We start from the raw sequence: 19923 nt of genomic DNA on the forward strand, positions 1-19923 counted from the left end.
GACTCCTTTGGTTTTTTATTAAAATCCCCATTAGCCAACGTGCTCGATCCACCGAGAGCTTACTGAACAATCAAATACTGGAGTACTTCAGACAGGTTTTTCTTTGTAAAATAAGGCGTACTTTCCTTACCTTCTAAGTAAAGGGCTCATACCAGCACGGGTACATTCACTTGGGTTGTAATCGTATCGCTCCGTCTAGGCGGATCACCTCCCCGTTAAGCATTGGATTATCTAAAATGCTTAAAGCTAACTTCGCATACTCATAAGGCTTTCCTAACCGTGACGGAAATGGTGTAGCTTTACCCAGGGCATCCCGTGCTTCTTCAGGGAGCTGTTCAAACATCGGCGTTTCAAACAGCCCTGGTGCAATAGCCATCACCCGGATACCATGGCGGGCGAGCTCCCTCGAGATCGGCATCGTCATCGCGGCTACGCCTCCTTTGGAAGCACTGTATGCCGCTTGCCCGATCTGCCCTTCATAAGCCGCAATCGAAGCTGTGTTGATGATGACGCCTCGCTCTCCAAAATCATTTGGTTCATTTTCCTGCATTTTTTCAGCAGCCAGACGGATGACATTGAACGTACCAATCAGGTTCACTTCAATGATTTTAGAAAAAGACTCCAGGCGGTGCGGGCCATTTCTTCCAACCACTTTTTCCCCTGTTACGATGCCAGCGCAGTTGATAACGGTGTTTACCTGACCAAACGTTTCGACAGCCGTTTGGAGCATGCGCTCAATTTCATCAGCGGAGGTAACATCCACTTTGGCAAACAGCACAGAAGAGCCCAATTCTTCTGCAAGTGCCTCTCCTTTGTCTGCGTTTTGGTCTGCAATCACCACTTTTCCACCATTTCTTGCAATTTTCCTTACCGTCGCTTCTCCGAGGCCTGATGCACCGCCTGTCACAATTGCTACCACATCTTTAACATCCATCGTTATCCCTCCAGCCTTTCAATGACCGTGCCATTCGCCATCCCGTGTCCTTCACAGATGGCAAGCAGCCCGTACTTTCCTTCTGTTCTTTCTAATTCATGAACGAGGGTGGTCATAAGCTTTGCTCCGGTGGCGCCCAACGGGTGTCCAAGCGCAATGGCTCCACCATTCACATTTAGCTTTTCATGTGGCACACCTGTCTCTTTCATCCAAAACATAGGTACAGGGGCAAAGGCTTCATTCACTTCAAACAAATCGATATCTTCAAGACTCAGTCCAGCTTTTTGTAGAGCTTTATACGTGGCAGGCACCGGACCTGTCAGCATCAGTGTGGGGTCGGAACCGACGACAGCTCTCGAGACAATACGAAAGCGAGGCTTCAACCCCAGTTCTTCTGCTTTCTTCCGTGACATTAAAAGCACAGCTGCAGCTCCATCACTAATTTGACTCGCATTTCCTGCGGTGATTTTGCCGTTTTCCTGAAAAACGGTTTTCAGAGTGGCAAGGGTTTCAACAGACGTGCCTGCTCTTGGACCTTCATCTGTTTTTATTACATTGGAATCACCTGCGGTCACAGGCATGATTTCTTTTTCAAACCGGCCTTCATCGATCGCCATTAGCGCTCTTCGATGACTTTCCGCTGCATAAGCATCCAGCTCTTCTTTACTCAATTGCCACTGGTCTGCAATCCTTTCTGCTGAATGGCCTTGATTAATCATTTCGTATTTTGACGTCAATCGTTCGTTGAAAGATGTCCCCTGCATGTTTGAGAACATCGGAACTCGTGACATACTTTCCACACCACCAGCAATGACGACCTCCATGTCCCCACAGGCAATCGCTTGAGAAGCGAAATGGATCGCTTGTTGGCTCGACCCGCACTGCCGATCCAGTGTCACACCAGGGACTTCCAGCGGGAAACCAGCTGTCAGGGCAGCAATCCTGGCGATATCCCCGGCTTGTTCTCCCACCTGACTCACACACCCTGCGATAACATCTTCTACCTCTATAGGGTCGAGGGAAGCTCGTTCAACCAGTTCCTTGAGTACATCTGCGAAGAGAATATCCGGCCTGATATCGCTGAGCCCCCCATTCCTCTTACCTACAGGGGTTCTTACCGCTTCTACGATGACAACTTCATTCATATCTTTTTCCTCCTATACTAAGCCCATCTTTTTGGCAATAATTGTTTTCATAATTTCATTGGATCCCGCATAAATAGCCGTAACTGGAGCATCACGGAACCTTCTTGCAATTTCGTACTCTTCCATATATCCATAACCACCGTGAAGGTGCATACATTCCATCGCTACTTTTTTCACAAGGTCGGTTGTCCACCACTTGGACATCGACACCTCTTTGACAACATCCTCCCCGCCCATATGAGCTTCAATCGTACGGTCCAGAAATGTCCTTCCAATCTCAACTTCCGTTTGTAGTTCAGCTAGTTTGAACTGAGTATTTTGAAAAGAAGCAATCGACTTCCCAAAAGCTTTACGCTCTTTTACATAAGCAACCGTCAACTCAAGCATCCGTTCACATGCCGCAATGGCACCGATGCCTACAATCAAGCGCTCCTGTTGAAGCTGGTTCATTAAATAATAGAATCCTTCGCCTTTTTTACCCAGAAGGTTATCCTTGGAGACGGCTGCCTCTTCAAAGATCAGCTCTGATGTATCCTGGCTGTTTAGACCGATCTTGTCGAGCTTCCTCCCCCGGGAAAAACCAGAAGTGTCTCTCTCAACGACCATCAGACTGATTCCCTTATACGCTGGAGATGCATGGGGATCCGTTTTACATACCACCACTACCAAATCCGCGTGAATTCCATTTGTAATGAACGTTTTCTCCCCATTCATAATAAATCCCTGGTCACCTTCTATTGCAGTCGTCCTTATAGATGCTAGGTCCGAGCCTGCTCCCGGTTCTGTCATTGCGATCGCTGTAATGCATTCTCCTGTTGTACATTTCGGAAGCCATTTCTGTTTCTGTTCTTCTGTTCCATAAGCATTCAAATACGGAACGACAATGTCATTGTGCAAACCGACTCCAATTAAGCCTGTCCCCACTTTTTCCATTTCCTCATTGATGACAACTGAATAGCCGAAGTCTGCTCCAAAACCTCCATATTTCTCGTCCACCCAAGGGCAAAGGTAACCCTGTTCACCAAGCTTTCTCCAAAACTCACGGGGAACTTCCCCTGCCTTTTCCCATGCGTCATAATTGGGATAAGCTTCTTTTTCCAAGAACTTTCGTAGTGATTGACGGAGTATTTCATGTTCTTCTGTTATGTATGATGCCTTCATAATCTTCCTCCCTGAGCATTCTTCGCTATGGGATGTAATTCTCTTTTCATTCCTATCATTCCTGCCTCCAACAGAAAACGCTTACATTTTTATGTATTTAGAAGGATTTCGACACCCTCCCCCTTTGGCTTCAATCTTTCCAGCTAGAAAAGTGGAGAGTAAGTTAACAAAACTCCTATCGGTGGGCTTATGTTTCACGAGCGACTTACGGGCTTTTAGCGGTAATCTTTCACACTTTCATCAGGGCCTTTAATGGTCCTATCCGTGTTTACGGGAAAGCGAGTCAATACAAAAAACCAGCCTCCGTAAGGCTGGTTTTTTTGGGGTTAGTCTATTACTTTTTCAATGGCAAAAGCGACGCCGTCTTCTTTGTTAGACGCCGTTACAAAGTCTGCTTCTTTCTTCACCGGCTCCTGGGCATTGCCCATCGCCACGCCGAAGCCTGCTTCACGAATCATCGCAATATCATTCATGCTGTCACCAACGGCCATCACTTGATCCATTTCTAAATCCAGCCACTGGCAAACTTTCATAAGTGCTGCTGCTTTATTTACACCTGCAGGATTGATTTCAATGTTTGTAGGACTGGAGTTAGTAACTTCAAGGTCTTCATTCGCATTGACTTCTTCGAGAATAACTTGTCTTACTTCGTCATCTTGTATATCGAAACCGAATTTCAACCAATCGTAGTCTACAATCTCTTGGTCGAATGGGTTTTGGCTGTTGTACAATCCTTGCACGGTTGAGGACCAAAAATAGAGACCATGCTCTTTTTTCAATTCCCATAGACGCTCCACATGTTTATGTTCCAGCCGATTTTGTTCGACGAGATTATATTCATGATCATAAATCTCTCCGCCATTGATCGTCACAATATAGGAAGAGCGGCCGAGAGCTTCACTAATATTTCGGCATCGCGATAAAGATCTTCCTGTACTTAATACAACGTGGATGCCTTTTTCCTTGGCTTTTTTTATAGCTGCTTTATTGGCCTCGGATACTTCTCCTTCATGATTGACGGTGGTACCATCTAAGTCTAGCGCAATCAATTTGATGTCTTTTGTCATGTGATTCACGTCCTCTCTCTAATGTAACCATTTTAATATAAGCAACTTCCATACACAATTCATAAGCCAGACCTTTGTAGGCCTGGCTTATGGTTAAAGTCTTTCATATTCTTCTCGGATATTTTTTAATAAGTGTGCATCTGTCAATAACTCCAGCCCGGTTTGGGCAAGGGCGGTCGCTCCTTTGATGAGAGCATCATCCCCTTGTTCGGATTTGGCCGCTTCCCGGAATTCATCCGTGTGGGCGACCAGACTCTCCGGACCAATTTTAATATAAGGGTGGATGGTCGGGATGACTTGACTGATGTTGCCCGCATCCGTTGATCCGAGACCCTTCCTATCCTCATAAAAATGGTGTCCCAGTGCTGTAATTTTTTGTTGGAAGACTTGGTCGAAAAGCGGAGTCACTTTGAAGTTGTCGACCCCATTCTGGATGCGGGTCATCTTATAAGCAGCTCCTGTCATTTCTGCTGCACCCTTCGCTATATTCTCCGCTTTTTTCGTAACCTCATCACAGGTCTCTCTTGTAGCAGCTCGTAAGTAAAACCTCGCCCTCGCGTAGTCAGGAACAATATTCGGTGCATCGCCTCCATCTAAAATCACGCCATGGATGCGGACATCGTCCGTCACATGTTGTCTTAGCGCGTTCAATCCGTTATAAAGCTGAATGACAGCATCGAGGGCGTTTATTCCATCCTCGGGATTACTGGCCGCATGAGCAGTTTTTCCAAAGAATTCGAAATCCACAGGATCGACAGCAAGTGTTGGAGCAGAACCTGTCGTTCGACCTAAAGGATGGACCATCATGCATGCATCCAACTCCTGCACAAGACCGTGTCTGACAAACGTACCTTTCGCACTACCGTTTGGTCCCCCTTCTTCCGCTGGTGTGCCGAGTACGATGACTTCTCCTCCTGTTTGAGGGAGGACCTCGCTTAGGGCAATGGCTGCAGCTACAGAGGCCGTACCAATGATGTTATGTCCGCAAGCATGGCCGATCACTGGAAGAGCATCATACTCGGCAAGGTATCCAATTTTCGCTCCAGGTTTTCCAGAGGATTTTCGTGCTTTAAAAGCCGTCGAATGTTCAGGGATTTCCCTATCCACATCAAATCCTGCCGTTTCTAAAAGGGAAATAAGTTGCTGGGACGCGTAATATTCCTCATTCCCTACTTCTGGGTTTGCGTGGATAAGGTGACTCGTTTCTATATACTTCTGCTGCTGTTTCTTCAAATTTTCCAAAAGAATATCCTCTAAGGACTGGTCCAGCTCAATGCTCATACGAACGCTCCTTTACCAACCAATGTCTTCTAACGGAACAAATGTCGGAATTAGGGACTGGTTATAAACCTCTTCAATATGTTGGGCTACATCTTCCTGCTGATAGATCTCCACAATCTTTTGATAGGTTTCATTGTCCGTTTCGTCTGCACGAGCCGCAATGATGTTGATATAAGGCTGCGCCGTCTCATCTTCAATCGCAATTGCATCTTCGACAGGAACAAAGCCTGCTTCAACAGCGACTCCATTGTTGATAATTGATGCAGCTACATCCGGAAGGACACGAGGTGTCTGTGCTGCCACAATCGGCTCGAATTCTAGATTTTTAGGATTTTCCTCAATTTTGCTCAAATCTCCATTGCCATCAAAATCATCAGGCAATCCAATTAACCCAGATTCTTCAAGGAGCAGCAATGCACGGCCCATGTTAGTCGCTTCTTTTGGTAGTGCGATGGAGCTTCCTTCAGGGATTTCACTGACATCTTCGTACTTATCAGAGTAGATCCCCATTGGGGCAATTAAGGTCGTCCCAATAGGTGCGAGGTCCAGGTTGTGTTCCTTAATGAAAGAATCAAAATAAGAAACGGTTTGGAAAGCGTTCAGATCGATGTCTCCATCCGCAAGGGCCATATTCGGCCTTACATAATCCGCAAATTCAACAAGCTCAATCTCAATATTCTCTTTTTCGGCTTTTTCTTTGATCTTCTCCCAAATGGGGACACCGGAACCATTCAATCCGACTTTAACTTTCTTGGTTTCTTCAGAAGCCGCTCCGCTTTCATTTGAGCAGCCGCTAAGGACTAACCCTACGGTCAATAAAATACTTAGTGTAATCATCCATTTTTTCATGTAAAAATCCTCCTATTGTCTCCGAATCTTTTTAGATGTGAAATTACCAATGGTTTGGGTGATCTGAACAATGAGTACAAGCAATAATACAGTCGCAATCATAATGTCTGTTTCGAAACGTTGGTACCCGTAAGAAATAGCGAGATCACCAAGTCCTCCCCCGCCGACGAATCCAGCCATTGCGGATGCACCGACTAAACCAATGGTCGCAATCGTCAAATTAAGAACGATGGAGCTTAACGCTTCTGGTATGTACACCCGACGGATGATCTGCCACGGCGTTGCCCCCATCGCTTCAGCCGCCTCAATAACTCCTGGTTTCACTTCAAGTAAACTACTTTCTACTAACCTGGCAATATAAGGTGCTGAAAAGATTACCAGAGGAACAACCGCCGCTGCTGTACCTATAGATGAACCGACGATCAGTCTCGTAAACGGCAGGATAGCCACCAGTAAGATGATGAACGGAATGGAACGGAAAAAGTTAACGACTGAGCTGAAGGCACGGAAGAGCGTTTTATTTTCTAACAACCCTCCCTGTCTTGTTACGACCAGAATGATTCCTAAAGGTAAACCGATCAAAGTGGCCGCCGCCAATGAAATCCCTACCATCAAAAGGGTTTGATACGTCGCCTCCCAAATTCTCGGCCAAAAATCCATTAAATTAACCTGCATGAGAAGTCACCTCCTGGACAGATACTCTTTGTTGAATATGATTGATCACTCTTAGAATTTCTTGGTCCGGCCCTTGGAGTTCTACAACGAGGTGGCCGAATGGAACGCCTTGAAGCTCTGTAATCTGTCCGAACAACACATTGACTTCCACATCAAATTTTTTCGCCACTTGAGATAAAACAGGTTCTCCTGCACTCTCATCAACAAAAGTCACACGATAAATATTCCTTGCAGAACCTCTTTTTTCAATTCCATCCAGGATGGAAGCAGGGATATCATTCTCCATCACGGTCCGCACAAAATTTTGGGTTGTCGGGTGTTGAGGATTGGAAAACAAGTCAAAGATGGATCCTTTTTCAATAACCCTTCCACTTTCCATCACAGCAATCCGGTCACATACTTCACGGACCACATTCATTTCGTGAGTAATCATCAATATCGTAATGCCGTATTCATCTCGAACCTTCCTCAAAAGTTTCAAAATTGATTTTGTCGTTTCAGGATCCAATGCTGACGTTGCTTCATCACATAACAAAATTTCTGGAGATGTAGCTAATGCTCTAGCGATGCCCACCCTTTGCTTTTGTCCACCGGATAACTCTTCTGGATACTGCTTTGCTTTATCAGACAAACCAACAAATTCGAGGATTTCTGCTACTCTCTGATCGATTTCTTTTTTCGGTGTCCCGGATAAAGAGAGCGGGAAAGCCACGTTATGGTGGACCGTCTTAGACTCAAGCAAGTTGAAGTGTTGAAAAATCATCCCGATCCGTTTTCTCACTTGTCTCAAATCTGGTTTGGAAAGCTGAGTCAGATCCTCACCATTGACCAGGACCCTTCCTTCCGTCGGGCGTTCGAGTAAATTGACCAGTCGGATCAGTGTACTCTTACCAGCTCCACTGAAGCCGATCACACCAAATATTTCTCCCTTATGTACAGTCAAGTCCACCTGGTCGACGGCTCGCAAGTCACTGCCATTGTGCTGGTAAACCTTTGATACTTGTTCAAATTGAATCATTCTGTCCCTCCTAGACGCAAAAAGAGCCCCTCTTCTAAAAAATAAGAAGAGGGGCTCTCTCAAAATATATGAGATGCCGTCTCTTCTCATCTTTCACGTGCATACACACATGCTGGAGTTGGCACAGTTTCTGATCGTTTCGACGAATCAGTCCCGCTGCCGAGGTTTCGTAGGGCCAGTCCCTCCACCTCTCTAGATAAGAAGAAAAGTTATTTGCTTTTTTATTGATGTTGCCAATCATAATACAGTACAAATTCTTTGTCAATTTAATTCACTAAACTTTTAGAAAAGTTTTTCTTGTTTGACTACAGTACAGTTTCAACAGTATGGCAGGATTCTTGAAGACTCCGTAGGCATGGTGAATCCCTAGGGAGCAGTCTGAGGAGGCTCACCACGCTCCCGTGGAAAGCGATCCATCCCCCCACGGCCCCCAGTCCTTCAACAAAAGGATCGAAGCTGAGTCATACACAAACGGAAGCTTTCGTTTAAGATGATTATTTTTATACCTTAATGGGTATGGATAAGGAGAACTTATTTTCAAGGAGGTATTTCATGTTTCACTATACGGTAGAAACGGACAAAGGTATGGATGAAGCGATTGAAAGTCTTGAGGCAAATTTGAAGGAAGCAAAGTTTGGGGTATTATGGAACTTTGACATCAAGGATAAGCTTCATGAAAAAGGACTGGAATTTGAAAAAGAATTTAAAGTCCTGGAAGTCTGTAATCCTAAAGAGGCCCAGCGTATTCTGAATGAAAACGTAATGGCTGGTTATTTCCTCCCTTGTAAAATGGTTGTTTATCAAGATGGAAGTAAGACGAAAATCGGCATGCCTAAGCCGACAGCTCTTACTCAGATGGTTGAGGATGATAATATCCAAGAGATGGCCAGAGATGTCGAAGAACGGCTGAAGCAATGCATGGAACAGAGCGTTTAACCTAAAAAAAGAGCTGCTAACTTTTAGCAGCTCTTTACATTTACTTATAAAGATTACATGACTTCAGTGACGGGAATAAAAAACATCAATGTTCAATAGGAGGTAAAGAATCTACCTTTTTTCCTTTTAATGAAAAGTGGAATTCACCTTGGCTGGTAAGTGCACCATAAAAAACATCAGCCACATCATTGGTACCCAACTTGGTATTCAGCCATTCCATGTCCCGGCCTGAACGCATTAAAAGATCTTTTTGTAATTGACCATCCAATATGAGGGGGATATCATAACCCCCACCCCTATATGGGAATCCCATATCTTCCCGGGTTACAGCTTCTTTAGCGTTTTTTAATTTGACTGAGAGTTGACCATTCGGTTCGATGATCCCTAGTTCGACCCCATCAAGCTCATATACATCCTTTTCTCGAAGCATGTGCGTGATATTATCAAGGGAATATTGAATACGTGACAGGTTCTCTTCAATCATTTCTCCTTCATATATAACAATGGTCGGCTCAAACGTAAGGAACTTACCAACCTTTCTATTCCGTAACTTCAACCATACGATTAATTTCTGTAAAAGTGCAATGAAAATGATAGCCGTAACGGTATGAATATGGTCGATTTTCGGATCAGCAATATCTGCGCCGACAACAGACCCTAAAACAAGCACCACTAGAAAATCGAATACAGGCAATTCTCCAATTGACCTCTTTCCCATAAATAACCCTACCCCGAGGAGTAATGGCAATATCGTCATGATCCTTACGATCACCTTAAGTGTGTCCATCCATAAATCCATATTCTTCACCTCACACTTAGTTTTACACCAGGAATAAGCTCTTATCCGAAAATACGCACAGGGGTGTTGACATTATACCTTATGGGGTATATTATTAGTCATGTACTGTTCAACAGCGACAGAAAAACTTCACAAGGGAGGTCAATTCGATGGATTACAACGACGCAATGAAGAACAGAGTGAAACGTCTAGAAGGTCAGTTGCGAGGCGTTTTGAAAATGATGGAAGATAATAAAGACTGCAAAGATGTCATTACACAGCTTTCCGCTTCCAGAAGTGCGATTGACCGTGCGATCGGGCTCGTGGTAAGCTCCAACCTTGTGGAGTGCATCCAGGATGCTGAAGATCAAGAAAACAAAGAAGCTTCCATAAACGAAGCTGTTCAATTGCTTGTCAAAAGCAGATAAATTTTTTTACAACAAAATATACCCATACACGTATATCTATAAATATTAGGAGGATGAAAAATGTCTGAAACAAAAAAGACGAATATTATTTTATTCAGCGGGGATTATGATAAAGCAATGGCTGCTTATATCATTGCGAACGGAGCAGCCGCTTACGATCACGAAGTAACGATTTTCCACACATTTTGGGGACTGAATGCCCTTCGCAAGGATGAGAACATCCAAGTGAAGAAAGGCTTCATGGAGAAAATGTTCGGCAAAATGATGCCGCGTGGAGCAGATAAGATGGGCATATCAAAAATGAACTTCGCAGGATTTGGTCCTAAGATGATCAAAGACGTCATGAAAAAACACAATGCGATGCCATTGCCGGATCTTATTGATATGGCTCAAGAGCAGGAAATCAATTTGGTCGCATGTACAATGACGATGGACCTACTAGGATTGCAAAAAGAAGAATTGCTTGATGACATTCAATACGCAGGCGTTGCTGCTTACCTTGCAGATGCAGAAGACGGCAATGTTAACCTGTTTATCTAATTAGGAGGGATCATTTTTGAAAACAATGACTGCTAAAGAAGTAGAACAAAAACTATCTGAAGGTAAAGAACTAAACATTATCGATGTCCGTGAAGACGAGGAAGTCGCTGAAGGAATGATTCCTGGTGCGAAACACATCGCTCTAGGGACTGTCGAAGAGCGGGCAGATGAATTGGATAAGGATAAATCTTATATCATGGTTTGTCGTTCCGGTGGCCGCAGTGGCCGTGCATCACAAATTCTTGAAGATAAAGGATTCGATGTGACGAACATGGAAGGCGGCATGATGAGCTGGGAAGGTCCAACGAAATAAATCCCCCTATAAGGGTAGAGGAGGAATGTAAGAATGGAACTGAAAACAGATCTTACGTTAGATGCCAAAGGATTAGCATGTCCTATGCCGATTGTGAAGACAAAAAAAACAATGAAGGACATCGAAGCTGGTCAAGTCCTTGAAATCCAAGCGACAGATAAAGGGTCTAAAGCAGACCTTGAAGCATGGGCGAAAAGTGCAGGCCATCAGTACTTGGGTACGATTGAAGAGGGAGACGTACTCAAGCACTATGTCCGCAAATCCAGTGGCGAAGAAGAACAAGAGAAAAAACACCCGAATGTTGTAAACAATGAAGATTTAGATGCACTTCGGAAAAACGATGACGTCCTTGTCTTAGATGTACGTGAAGCTGCTGAGTATGCCTTTGAGCACATCCCGGAAGCAACATCTATTCCACTTGGTGAACTTGAGGAACGTACAGATGAACTGGATCATACGAAGAACGTTTATATCGTCTGCCGTACAGGAAGCCGAAGTGACCTTGCTGCACAGAAACTGACAGAAAAAGGTTTCGAGAATGTTTACAATGTTGTTCCAGGCATGAGTGAATGGAATGGAGAAACGACAAAGCTTTAATTCTATATTTTTTTATTAAAATTAATACCCCGGGAGGTAATAAGATGACTGTTAAAAACATGACGGTAAAAGAAATTACTAATAAAGTGTTGAATAATGAAGAGCTATTTCTTTTTGATGTTCGAACAGAAGATGCGTACCAAGACTGGAAAATCGAAGGCGAAAACTTTTCTTACTTGAACGTTCCTTATTTCGATCTCCTTGATGGTGTCGAAGAGATTGTAGGTCAGCTGCCAAGAGATAAAGAGATTGCAGTCGTTTGTGCTAAAGGCGGATCTTCTCAAATGGTTGCTGAAATGCTTGTTGAAGAAGGATTCGAAAATGTTTACTCCGTAGAAGGTGGAATGAAAGCCTGGAGTGAGCATCTGGAGCCTGTCAAAGTCAATGACCTGAAAGATGGTGGCGAGCTTTATCAGTTCGTACGTATCGGTAAAGGCTGCCTTTCCTACATGGTTGTATCTAACGGAGAAGCAGCGATCATCGACTCTACAAGAATGACAGATGTGTATGTTGATTTCGCTAAAGAACTTGGTGTGAAAATCACGAACGTCTTTGATACGCACTTGCACGCCGACCACATTTCGGGTGGACGAAAAATTGCTGAACAAACAGGTGCCACATACTGGCTGCCTCCCGAAGATGCTGGTGAAGTGACATTCGATTACCAACCACTTCGTGATGGAGACCATGTCACGGTAGGAAATACAAACATCGATATTCATGCATTGTATTCTCCTGGCCACACGAAGGGCTCTACTTCTTTCGTTGTGGATGATCAATACTTGATGACAGGCGACATCCTGTTCATCGACTCTATCGGACGTCCAGACCTTGCCGGTAAGGCCGATGACTGGGTGATGGATTTGAGAGAAACCCTTTATACACGGTATAAAGAGCTTTCTGACGATCTGATCGTCCTACCTGCTCACTTCATGATTATGGATGAGTTGAACGAAGACGGTACCGTCGCTGAAAAACTAGGTACCCTTTTTGAAAAGAACCACGGCTTGAACATCGATGATCAAGAGGAGTTCAGAAAAATGGTGACAGAGAATCTGCCGCCTCAACCGAATGCTTATCAAGAAATCCGTGAAACAAACATGGGTAAAATCAGCCCGGACAATGAAGAACAACGTGAAATGGAAATCGGCCCGAACCGTTGTGCCGTAAGATAAAAAACTGTTGAGCCTGGTTATCCGGGCTCACCCTTAATCAATTATTCAACTATTTGGAGGTAATTAATTATGAACGTAACAAAAACACTTGATGCAACAGGACTAGCTTGCCCAATGCCTATCGTGAAAACAAAGAAAGCGATGAAAGACATCGAAGCTGGAGAAGTCCTTGAAATCCACGCAACAGACCAGGGCGCAAAAGCAGACTTGACTGCATGGGCGAAGTCCGGTGGTCACGAACTTCTACAAACAGAAGAAGACAATGGTGTATTCAAGTTCTGGATTAAAAAGGGAGAATAATCAGGGATCACCTGATTGCCCCATTATGGAATAAAGGGAGCCTGCAACGGTTCCCTTTTTTATAGGAGGTAGACAGACTATGGAATTCGGATTAATCATCACGATCTTTCTTATCGGCTTCATAGGTTCTTATATATCTGGTATGCTCGGAATTGGTGGATCCATCATCAAATACCCGATGCTGCTCTATATTCCACCACTTGTAGGCTTTACCGCTTTCACCGCCCATGAAGTTTCCGGCATCAGTGCCGTGCAGGTCTTTTTCGCAACCATCGGTGGTGTATGGGCCTACCGTAAAGGCGGTTTCCTGAACAAAACGCTTATTATATATATGGGTGTCAGTATTTTGATTGGGAGCTTCATAGGGGGATATGGATCGAGGTTCATGGCAGAAGACGGTATTAACATTGTGTACGGTGTTCTTGCATTAATTGCGACAGTCATGATGTTTGTACCGAAAAAAGGTATTGACGACAAGCCCTTGGATGAGGTCACCTTCAACAAACCTCTGGCTGCTATTTTAGCATTGATCGTAGGAGTAGGAGCAGGGATTGTCGGTGCTGCCGGAGCTTTCTTATTAGTACCAATCATGCTCGTTGTGCTTAAAATTCCAACACGGATGACAATTGCATCTTCTCTTGCCATCACGTTGATTTCCTCCATCGGAGCGACAATCGGAAAAGTGACCACAGGGCAGGTCGAATACTTCCCGGCAGCCATCATGGTTGTTGCAAGTTTGATCGCTGCACCACTGGGGGCGATGGCAGGAAAGAAAGTGAATACAAAGATTCTGCAGACCGTTCTGGCCTTATTAATCTTAGGAACGACAATCAAAGTCTGGATGGATATCTTCTAATACTGAGCATAGAAAAAGAGCAGGACTCTATAAGGTTCCTGCTCTTTTTCTATGCTTAAGTCCAGATCCATCCCTTGAACACAGTTGGCCTCCAAACTTTGTCTTTCTATCAGACCCTGCTGAGTTTCCCATAAAATGGATTAACAAACGCAGGGCAGGGAAAAGAATAAAAAGATAGGAGGGAAAAGATGAGCTCAAGATGGAAGGTACTAATCTTCATCATCGCCGGACTGATTTTCATTGGTTTTTTCATTTATGACTTCATATCCGGCGATATTGGCTACAGAACGGGAAAAACAGCCGTGGTTATCTCCATTGTCATTTATATTCTCTACACATTTTTCTCTAAGAATAAAAAAAGTAAACTGGACTAAGTCAGCTTTGCCTTTGAGGTTCTGTCCTCCACAAAAACATCTAGGTGTTGCCACATAAAAAAAACCTCTCTCCTTTAAAAGGAGAGAGGTTTTGTATTACTTTTCTTGTTTATTTTGATTCGGTTCAGTACTCTCGCTTTGGACCATCTCGGTTTCATCAAGGTAGCGCAGCAAGTCACCATAGATAATTGAATCAGACATCTCTAATTCCTCTTGAGCCTTCTCAAATCCTTCATTACAAAGGTCAGCTTCCAGCTCTTCCCCAGTCTCACGATCGTAGCAGGTTCCTTGAATGCCAACATATTGTTCGCTTGCAAAGTTACCATCACGAGTCACCATCAATTGACGACGATTTTCATCAAGCAGATCGTGGCCGAATTGAATTGGATTATCATCTTGAATACCTAACAAGTTCGTCAGTGTTGGACGAAGGTCGACTTGACCACCAACCGTATGGTTTTTCTCCGCGTCGATTCCTTTTCCGTAGATCAACATTGGAACACGCTGCAACTGGAACTGCTCATACTCGTTGATTTCTTTATCTAAATACTCGCCCATCGCTTTTTGGTGGTTTTCAGAAATACCGAAGTGGTCACCATAGATGACGAGGATGGTATCATCATAAAGCTCTGAATTCTTGAAGTCTTCAACGAACTTCTTCAATGCTTCATCCTGATAACGAATCGTTTGGAAGTAACGGTTCAATGTCCCACTGCCCGTCTCCCCTTCTTCAATGAACTTTTGCTCTTCAGGAAGTGTGAATGGATAGTGGTTCGTCAACGTAATCATCTTTGAGTAGAAAGGTTTTTCCATCTCTTTCATCATGTTCAATGAATCCTCAAAGAAATATTCATCCAAGTAACCCCAGCCATGAGATTTTTCCGGAGTAACCGTGTAATCTTCTTTGGAGAAATATTCGTCATAGCCAAGAGAATCATACATCACATTACGGTTCCAGAATGTTTTATCATTCGCGTGCATGGAGTTGGTAAAATAACCATTCTCTCCAAGTAAACCTGGAAGTCCTTCATATTCATTCGATGAATGAGTGAAGAAAACAGCGCCACGGTTCAATGGATACATGGAGTTCGCAAGCAGAAACTCAGAGTCTGACGTCCGCCCCTGTTTCACTTGATGATAGAAATTATCAAAGTAGATGCCTTCTTCTTTCAGGTCGTTGAAATAAGGAGTTAATTCTTCGCCATGCAATGTATTGTCGACCACAAATGTCTGTGTACTTTCAAGAGAAAGCATAATGACGTTTTTACCTTCGGCGACACCTTCTAAACGGTCGCTGTCTTCTGTTTTATTTTCGTTCAAGTAGTTGATGACAGGTACAAGTTCGTTACTGTCCGCCAACGTTTTTTTCATCTCGGTTTTCCCCTGCAACACTACATCATACACGTGATAATTGATGACGCCGATATACTTCACGAGCATATTACGGTCGAATGTACGCTCTAAAAGATCCGTACGCTCCTGTTCTGCCCACTGTAAGTTAATCAAGAACAAAGGAATAGCAACAATAGCAAGAACAATCCCTTCCCAGCGCTTAGGCTTGAATACCTGGAAGCGTGAAGGCTTCAAGTAGAATAATAGAAAAGCAGCAATGAGAACATCCACAAACAACAGGGCATCAACAGGACTCATAATCGTTGTGATACTGCCTCCTAAGTCTGCGAGGTTCGCCACCTGATTTAACATCGGGATCGTAATAAAATCATTGTATTCTCTATAAAAGAGAACATTTACGTATAAAAGAATGGAGCCTAAGATATAGGAAACGAACATTCCCCGACGTCCAGCCAGCAAAATCCCCAATCCGAATATGAGAAAAATACTGCTCAGTGGATTAAACGCCAGAATGCTTGCTTCATTGGAATTTTCCACATTCAGTGAAAAGATGCTTGTCTGTATATAATTCATTTTCAACCAGAAAAGTCCGATAACCAAAAGGTAGACTAGTAGTTTCAAACCAGTTTTTTTGTTGATATATTTATTGTTTGTAAACATTGTAAAACCTCCGTTAATTTTACATTACCCTATTCTACCTTATATCAAATCTTTTTTGTACCACCTTATAGATAGTTTAAAAACTCTGACACATTTGCACCTTTTATATCAATGGTCGTTTAGAAAAAATGAAGCTCAATACCTATACTTCCACCATATTTCCTATATAAGGAAAAATGGAGTGGAACTTTAACACAACTCCACTCTTATATGTTAACTTATAATTATAAATGGTTAACAAAGGAGCGGAAGTCATGTCACCACAAAGTAAGAGATTGAGATTCATTGTAAACGGAGCATTGTTTGCCGCACTGACAGCCATTATGGCTCAAATCGAAATCCCCCTCCCCATTGTACCGATCAGTGGACAAACCTTGGCCGTCGGTCTCACAGCTACTATCTTAGGAAGCAGGCAGGGAGCTGTTGCGATGGTTGGGTACGCGGCTTTAGGGGCTATGGGAATTCCTGTTTTCGCTGGATTCAGTGGAGGAGCCCAAGTTTTGGCAGGACCAACCGGAGGTTACATATTCGGCTTCATTTTAACAGCATTCATTACTGGCTATATTTTAGAGAAAACATCTTTTCATTTGCCCATGGCGGTTGTTGCAAATGTAACAGGTATGATCATTACATTAATTTGTGGAACGATTCAGTTGAAGTTCGTCCTCGATATGACTTGGAACCAGGCCTTTGCCGCTGGCGTCTATCCTTTTATCGCTGTTGGACTCATTAAAGCTTTCCTTGCCAGCTGGATTGGCATTATCGTCAGAAAACGAATGATTCAGGCAAGATATATTAAAGAAGACCCCCAACCAGCAGCTTCGTAACCGCATATTTCCCAGGCAATGAAAAGAACGCCGTGATTAGTCACGACGTTCTTTTTTTATTCTTCTGTTTGTAGATCTACAAGAATCGTACTAACAATAAGGAAAAGCGGAATGCACGCGACGGTGAATGCAAATGCGAATGACATGGTTTCCCCCCTCTCCTACCAGGTTTGGAACCTTCCGGACCCTGGTGGCGCATGTTGGATCAGATCTGATAAAGGAATCGTGTAAGCAACAGCGATGAGTACAAAGGCAATTCCAATCCACAACTTCCAATTTTCTAAAAACCTTGGAGTAGCAGACACATCACTGGAGGCAATCGGAAACGACTCTGCTTGATGAACATCAGCTTTAGGCGCTATCCACCATAATTGAATGACAATGTATATCAGTAATGAGGCCGACAGAAAGAGAATAGATCCTCCGACAGCCATCGTCACATGATTGGATAAAACTCCATCAAACCACGCCAGTGCATCATCATGCGCATATCCTGTATAAGCGGTACGTCTTGGTGCCCCCATCAACCCCAGTACGTGCTGGGCCGTACTCATGAGGAGCATCCCCACTGACCATGAAATGATCTGAATAAAAGCGAGCTTTTGTAAGGCCTTCGTAAAACGTCGTCCGGTCAAGTAAGGGATCAACCAGAACGTCAGACCGAAGAATGTCATGGCTACAGGTGTGCCGACCGTAATATGAAAGTGGCCCACGACCCACAGTGTGTTATGGATCACTTCATTCATTTGAAAACTTGCGTTGATAATTCCACCTGCTCCGCCAGGGATGAAGAAAGCCATGGCGATAAAGATGGAAGTAAATCGAACATCTTTCCATGGTAACTTCCGAAACCATCCAAACAATCCTTTACCTCCAAGTTCCCTGCCTCGCAACTCAAACGTGGCAAACATTGAGAAAGCTGTCATGAGAGATGGAATAATAACCATAAACGTCAAAACTGTTTGTAGAAACTTCCAGAAACTTGCGATCCCCGGCTCTGTCAATTGATGGTGAAAACCGACAGGAATCGAGAAAAGAATAAATAGAACGAACGATAGGCGTGCCAGCGAATCACTAAAAACTTTCGTACCAAGAATTTTTGGAACAATCACATACCATGCCATATAGGCAGGCAGTAACCAGAAATATACGAGTGGATGACCGAAATACCAGAACAGTGAACGACTCAATTCAACATTAATTCCGTCCACCCATCCGAATGCCCAAGGGATGAACTGAAACAGCACAGCAGCTACAACCCCTAGACAAGCGATAATCCACATGATAAGAGTAGCGACTGTCATGAAAGCGAATAAAGGACTGAATTCTCCTTTGTGCTGTTTCCTCCAAGCCCGATAATGGCCGATCAAAGCAAAGCCTTGAATCCATGTACCAATGACAAATAAAGCGAGGCCGACATAGAACAGACCGTGAGCTTGTAAAGGAGCATAAAAGGTATAAAGGACAGAAGCCTGACCTCCGATCACCATGATGACAACTAAAAGGGTCCCTAAGGAAGTTACAATAAAGCCAATCCAATTCCATAAAAGTACTTTACGTCCGAATGATCCAAGCGTCCGACTCATCCCCGCCTGGAAAAAGGCAAAAATGAAAAATGTCGTAAAGACGATCGCTAGCAATAACCCATGAGCTGTTAACACTTGGTAATAATCCAGCCACCCTGGTAACGTAAGGGCGTCATTCCTGATGAAGACCTGAAGCAGACCACAAAGAGTCCCTATTAAGAAAGCGGCATAGGCAAAACCTAAGTTCGCGAGGGCAAGTTTCCGTTCTCCTTTTGCTATTTGTCCGACTATCATTGTTCAACCACCTCGATTTCTGTACTCATAAAATGGTGGCCGGATCCACAATACTCGTTACAAATGACCAAATACGTACCAGGTTCCTGGAACGTATGCTTTTTATGGTTAATCTCCCCCGGCACGACCATCATGTTCACATTTGTCCCGACCACAGAAAAACTGTGAACGACATCTGAACTTGTAACCGTAAATAGGATTTCTTTCCCAGCAGGTACTTGAACCTTTCCAGGATCGTACCCGAAAGCCTTGCCTACCATGATTACTTCATAGGTGCCATCCTCTTTTTCATACACCCCTGGCTGGTCGAAAGGGGCCGTTTCAGAAACCTTATCAGGATCAATTTTCATATGCCCTCCCGATGGTGTATGTCCCTGATGGAAGGCACTGACGCCAACGACAGATAAAAAGATAATGAGTGCCATAATACCGAAGATCAGCCATATTTTTTCGTATTTGTGTAAATGCATGCCCTTCCCCTCCTATAACCTCTGGATATATAAAAAATAGACGCTTCCCCACATGAATATAATGATGGCTCCTACAGCCAGAACACTCACAAGTGTCCCCTTCAGGTCTGTTTGATCCTCGTGTTTTTTCATAACCATCCTGCCCCTCCCATTTGCTTCCTTTGGTCTGCTTTTATTGTATCGAGCACAGTTAAAATAAAATATTGGGGAATCCCCTCATCTTAAAAAGCGAAATCCCCTATTCTTTTTTCTTTAAAAATTCACTAAACCATCCAGTTCCGCAAACGCTCCAGATTGTGGAAGACTCAGTTTTGAGATGGTTTCGGGGTTCGTTACCTAAGTTGAGCGTTAGGGTCGCTGGGAAGC

Annotated in this window: 23 protein-coding genes and 1 riboswitch; of the genes, 10 read left to right on the forward strand and 13 right to left on the reverse strand. The window is 43.8% G+C overall.

Features of this window, described 5'->3' with window-relative positions; genetic code table 11:
• Positions 1-166 precede the first annotated feature (166 nt).
• From K2225_RS10500 to K2225_RS10535, 8 genes are all read right to left on the reverse strand, one after another.
• On the reverse strand, positions 167-934 hold the full coding sequence (locus tag K2225_RS10500; RefSeq protein ID WP_220584689.1) for a 3-hydroxyacyl-CoA dehydrogenase: 768 nt from the start codon (positions 932-934) through the stop codon (positions 167-169).
• A 2-nt stretch (positions 935-936) separates the two neighbouring features.
• Entirely contained in the window at positions 937-2079 is a 1143-nt protein-coding gene (locus K2225_RS10505) for a thiolase family protein (protein ID WP_220584690.1), read from the reverse strand.
• Between the two features lie 12 nt (positions 2080-2091).
• Entirely contained in the window at positions 2092-3240 is a 1149-nt protein-coding gene (locus tag K2225_RS10510) for an acyl-CoA dehydrogenase family protein (protein WP_220584691.1), read from the reverse strand.
• Positions 3241-3566: 326 nt separating this feature from the next.
• The gene (locus K2225_RS10515) at positions 3567-4307 is read right to left on the reverse strand and encodes a Cof-type HAD-IIB family hydrolase (RefSeq protein ID WP_220584692.1); all 741 of its coding nucleotides are present in this window, start codon (positions 4305-4307) and stop codon (positions 3567-3569) included.
• 93 nt (positions 4308-4400) lie between these two features.
• Positions 4401-5588: a M20 family metallopeptidase gene (locus K2225_RS10520; protein WP_220584693.1), complete on the reverse strand. Its 1188-nt coding sequence runs from the start codon at positions 5586-5588 to the stop codon at positions 4401-4403.
• A 12-nt stretch (positions 5589-5600) separates the two neighbouring features.
• Positions 5601-6437, reverse strand: coding sequence for a MetQ/NlpA family ABC transporter substrate-binding protein (locus tag K2225_RS10525; protein WP_220584694.1), 837 nt, complete (start codon positions 6435-6437; stop codon positions 5601-5603).
• 12 nt (positions 6438-6449) lie between these two features.
• Positions 6450-7112, reverse strand: coding sequence for a methionine ABC transporter permease (locus K2225_RS10530; RefSeq protein WP_220584695.1), 663 nt, complete (start codon positions 7110-7112; stop codon positions 6450-6452).
• Positions 7102-8130 carry a methionine ABC transporter ATP-binding protein gene (locus K2225_RS10535; RefSeq protein WP_220584696.1) on the reverse strand — a complete coding sequence of 343 codons (1029 nt, stop codon included), beginning with the start codon at positions 8128-8130 and terminating at the stop codon, positions 7102-7104. The genes K2225_RS10530 and K2225_RS10535 overlap by 11 nt, the downstream gene beginning before the upstream one ends.
• Positions 8131-8213: 83 nt before the next feature.
• A riboswitch (SAM riboswitch) is annotated at positions 8214-8333 on the reverse strand.
• A gap of 349 nt (positions 8334-8682) precedes the next feature.
• Here K2225_RS10535 and K2225_RS10540 point away from each other — a divergent pair.
• Complete coding sequence (locus K2225_RS10540) at positions 8683-9066, forward strand: DUF302 domain-containing protein (RefSeq protein ID WP_220584697.1); 384 nt, start codon at positions 8683-8685, stop codon at positions 9064-9066.
• A gap of 85 nt (positions 9067-9151) precedes the next feature.
• Here the strand turns inward: K2225_RS10540 and K2225_RS10545 are convergent, their stop codons facing one another.
• Complete coding sequence (locus K2225_RS10545; RefSeq protein WP_255574397.1) at positions 9152-9865, reverse strand: DUF421 domain-containing protein; 714 nt, start codon at positions 9863-9865, stop codon at positions 9152-9154.
• 149 nt (positions 9866-10014) lie between these two features.
• Between K2225_RS10545 and K2225_RS10550 the strand changes: the two genes are divergently transcribed.
• The 8 genes from K2225_RS10550 to K2225_RS10585 all read left to right on the forward strand — a co-directional run bounded on the left by K2225_RS10550 (position 10015) and on the right by K2225_RS10585 (position 14427).
• Positions 10015-10272 carry a metal-sensitive transcriptional regulator gene (locus K2225_RS10550; RefSeq protein ID WP_220584698.1) on the forward strand — a complete coding sequence of 86 codons (258 nt, stop codon included), beginning with the start codon at positions 10015-10017 and terminating at the stop codon, positions 10270-10272.
• A gap of 60 nt (positions 10273-10332) precedes the next feature.
• Positions 10333-10812: a DsrE/DsrF/DrsH-like family protein gene (locus tag K2225_RS10555; protein ID WP_146814832.1), complete on the forward strand. Its 480-nt coding sequence runs from the start codon at positions 10333-10335 to the stop codon at positions 10810-10812.
• Between the two features lie 16 nt (positions 10813-10828).
• Entirely contained in the window at positions 10829-11125 is a 297-nt protein-coding gene (locus K2225_RS10560; RefSeq protein WP_206946494.1) for a rhodanese-like domain-containing protein, read from the forward strand.
• Positions 11126-11158: 33 nt separating this feature from the next.
• On the forward strand, positions 11159-11722 hold the full coding sequence (locus K2225_RS10565; RefSeq protein ID WP_220584699.1) for a sulfurtransferase TusA family protein: 564 nt from the start codon (positions 11159-11161) through the stop codon (positions 11720-11722).
• Positions 11723-11766: 44 nt separating this feature from the next.
• On the forward strand, positions 11767-12897 hold the full coding sequence (locus K2225_RS10570) for an MBL fold metallo-hydrolase (protein WP_220584700.1): 1131 nt from the start codon (positions 11767-11769) through the stop codon (positions 12895-12897).
• Between the two features lie 69 nt (positions 12898-12966).
• Entirely contained in the window at positions 12967-13197 is a 231-nt protein-coding gene (locus K2225_RS10575) for a sulfurtransferase TusA family protein (RefSeq protein ID WP_089654675.1), read from the forward strand.
• 79 nt (positions 13198-13276) lie between these two features.
• Positions 13277-14053, forward strand: coding sequence for a sulfite exporter TauE/SafE family protein (locus K2225_RS10580; RefSeq protein ID WP_220584701.1), 777 nt, complete (start codon positions 13277-13279; stop codon positions 14051-14053).
• A gap of 188 nt (positions 14054-14241) precedes the next feature.
• Complete coding sequence (locus K2225_RS10585; protein WP_220584702.1) at positions 14242-14427, forward strand: hypothetical protein; 186 nt, start codon at positions 14242-14244, stop codon at positions 14425-14427.
• 96 nt (positions 14428-14523) lie between these two features.
• Here the strand turns inward: K2225_RS10585 and K2225_RS10590 are convergent, their stop codons facing one another.
• Positions 14524-16440, reverse strand: coding sequence for an LTA synthase family protein (locus K2225_RS10590; protein WP_220584703.1), 1917 nt, complete (start codon positions 16438-16440; stop codon positions 14524-14526).
• A 254-nt stretch (positions 16441-16694) separates the two neighbouring features.
• Between K2225_RS10590 and K2225_RS10595 the strand changes: the two genes are divergently transcribed.
• Positions 16695-17267, forward strand: a complete 573-nt coding sequence (locus K2225_RS10595) for a biotin transporter BioY (RefSeq protein ID WP_220584704.1) — start codon at positions 16695-16697, stop codon at positions 17265-17267.
• A 161-nt stretch (positions 17268-17428) separates the two neighbouring features.
• Here the strand turns inward: K2225_RS10595 and K2225_RS10600 are convergent, their stop codons facing one another.
• From K2225_RS10600 to K2225_RS10610, 3 genes are read right to left on the reverse strand one after another with little or no spacing between them, the layout of a single operon-like run.
• A complete protein-coding gene (locus K2225_RS10600) occupies positions 17429-19087 on the reverse strand; it encodes a b(o/a)3-type cytochrome-c oxidase subunit 1 (RefSeq protein ID WP_220584705.1) in 1659 nt (552 codons plus the stop codon).
• The gene (locus K2225_RS10605; protein ID WP_220584706.1) at positions 19084-19557 is read right to left on the reverse strand and encodes a cytochrome c oxidase subunit II; all 474 of its coding nucleotides are present in this window, start codon (positions 19555-19557) and stop codon (positions 19084-19086) included. The genes K2225_RS10600 and K2225_RS10605 overlap by 4 nt, the downstream gene beginning before the upstream one ends.
• A 12-nt stretch (positions 19558-19569) precedes the next feature.
• Positions 19570-19695 carry a cytochrome C oxidase subunit II gene (locus tag K2225_RS10610; RefSeq protein ID WP_220584707.1) on the reverse strand — a complete coding sequence of 42 codons (126 nt, stop codon included), beginning with the start codon at positions 19693-19695 and terminating at the stop codon, positions 19570-19572.
• Positions 19696-19923 lie beyond the last annotated feature (228 nt).

The sequence above is a fragment of the Halobacillus sp. Nhm2S1 genome, assembly GCF_019599545.1.
Classification (GTDB): Bacteria; Bacillota; Bacilli; order Bacillales; family Halobacillaceae; genus Halobacillus.

Coding starts and splice junctions, on each gene's coding strand:
- K2225_RS10500 (WP_220584689.1), bottom strand. CDS start 934: ATGGATGTTAAAGATGTGGTAGCAATTGTGACAGGCGGTGCATCAGGC.
- K2225_RS10505 (WP_220584690.1), bottom strand. CDS start 2,079: ATGAATGAAGTTGTCATCGTAGAAGCGGTAAGAACCCCTGTAGGTAAG.
- K2225_RS10510 (WP_220584691.1), bottom strand. CDS start 3,240: ATGAAGGCATCATACATAACAGAAGAACATGAAATACTCCGTCAATCA.
- K2225_RS10515 (WP_220584692.1), bottom strand. CDS start 4,307: ATGACAAAAGACATCAAATTGATTGCGCTAGACTTAGATGGTACCACC.
- K2225_RS10520 (WP_220584693.1), bottom strand. CDS start 5,588: ATGAGCATTGAGCTGGACCAGTCCTTAGAGGATATTCTTTTGGAAAAT.
- K2225_RS10525 (WP_220584694.1), bottom strand. CDS start 6,437: ATGAAAAAATGGATGATTACACTAAGTATTTTATTGACCGTAGGGTTA.
- K2225_RS10530 (WP_220584695.1), bottom strand. CDS start 7,112: ATGCAGGTTAATTTAATGGATTTTTGGCCGAGAATTTGGGAGGCGACG.
- K2225_RS10535 (WP_220584696.1), bottom strand. CDS start 8,130: ATGATTCAATTTGAACAAGTATCAAAGGTTTACCAGCACAATGGCAGT.
- K2225_RS10540 (WP_220584697.1), top strand. CDS start 8,683: ATGTTTCACTATACGGTAGAAACGGACAAAGGTATGGATGAAGCGATT.
- K2225_RS10545 (WP_255574397.1), bottom strand. CDS start 9,865: ATGGATTTATGGATGGACACACTTAAGGTGATCGTAAGGATCATGACG.
- K2225_RS10550 (WP_220584698.1), top strand. CDS start 10,015: ATGGATTACAACGACGCAATGAAGAACAGAGTGAAACGTCTAGAAGGT.
- K2225_RS10555 (WP_146814832.1), top strand. CDS start 10,333: ATGTCTGAAACAAAAAAGACGAATATTATTTTATTCAGCGGGGATTAT.
- K2225_RS10565 (WP_220584699.1), top strand. CDS start 11,159: ATGGAACTGAAAACAGATCTTACGTTAGATGCCAAAGGATTAGCATGT.
- K2225_RS10570 (WP_220584700.1), top strand. CDS start 11,767: ATGACTGTTAAAAACATGACGGTAAAAGAAATTACTAATAAAGTGTTG.
- K2225_RS10575 (WP_089654675.1), top strand. CDS start 12,967: ATGAACGTAACAAAAACACTTGATGCAACAGGACTAGCTTGCCCAATG.
- K2225_RS10580 (WP_220584701.1), top strand. CDS start 13,277: ATGGAATTCGGATTAATCATCACGATCTTTCTTATCGGCTTCATAGGT.
- K2225_RS10585 (WP_220584702.1), top strand. CDS start 14,242: ATGAGCTCAAGATGGAAGGTACTAATCTTCATCATCGCCGGACTGATT.
- K2225_RS10590 (WP_220584703.1), bottom strand. CDS start 16,440: ATGTTTACAAACAATAAATATATCAACAAAAAAACTGGTTTGAAACTA.
- K2225_RS10595 (WP_220584704.1), top strand. CDS start 16,695: ATGTCACCACAAAGTAAGAGATTGAGATTCATTGTAAACGGAGCATTG.
- K2225_RS10600 (WP_220584705.1), bottom strand. CDS start 19,087: ATGATAGTCGGACAAATAGCAAAAGGAGAACGGAAACTTGCCCTCGCG.
- K2225_RS10605 (WP_220584706.1), bottom strand. CDS start 19,557: ATGCATTTACACAAATACGAAAAAATATGGCTGATCTTCGGTATTATG.
- K2225_RS10610 (WP_220584707.1), bottom strand. CDS start 19,695: ATGGTTATGAAAAAACACGAGGATCAAACAGACCTGAAGGGGACACTT.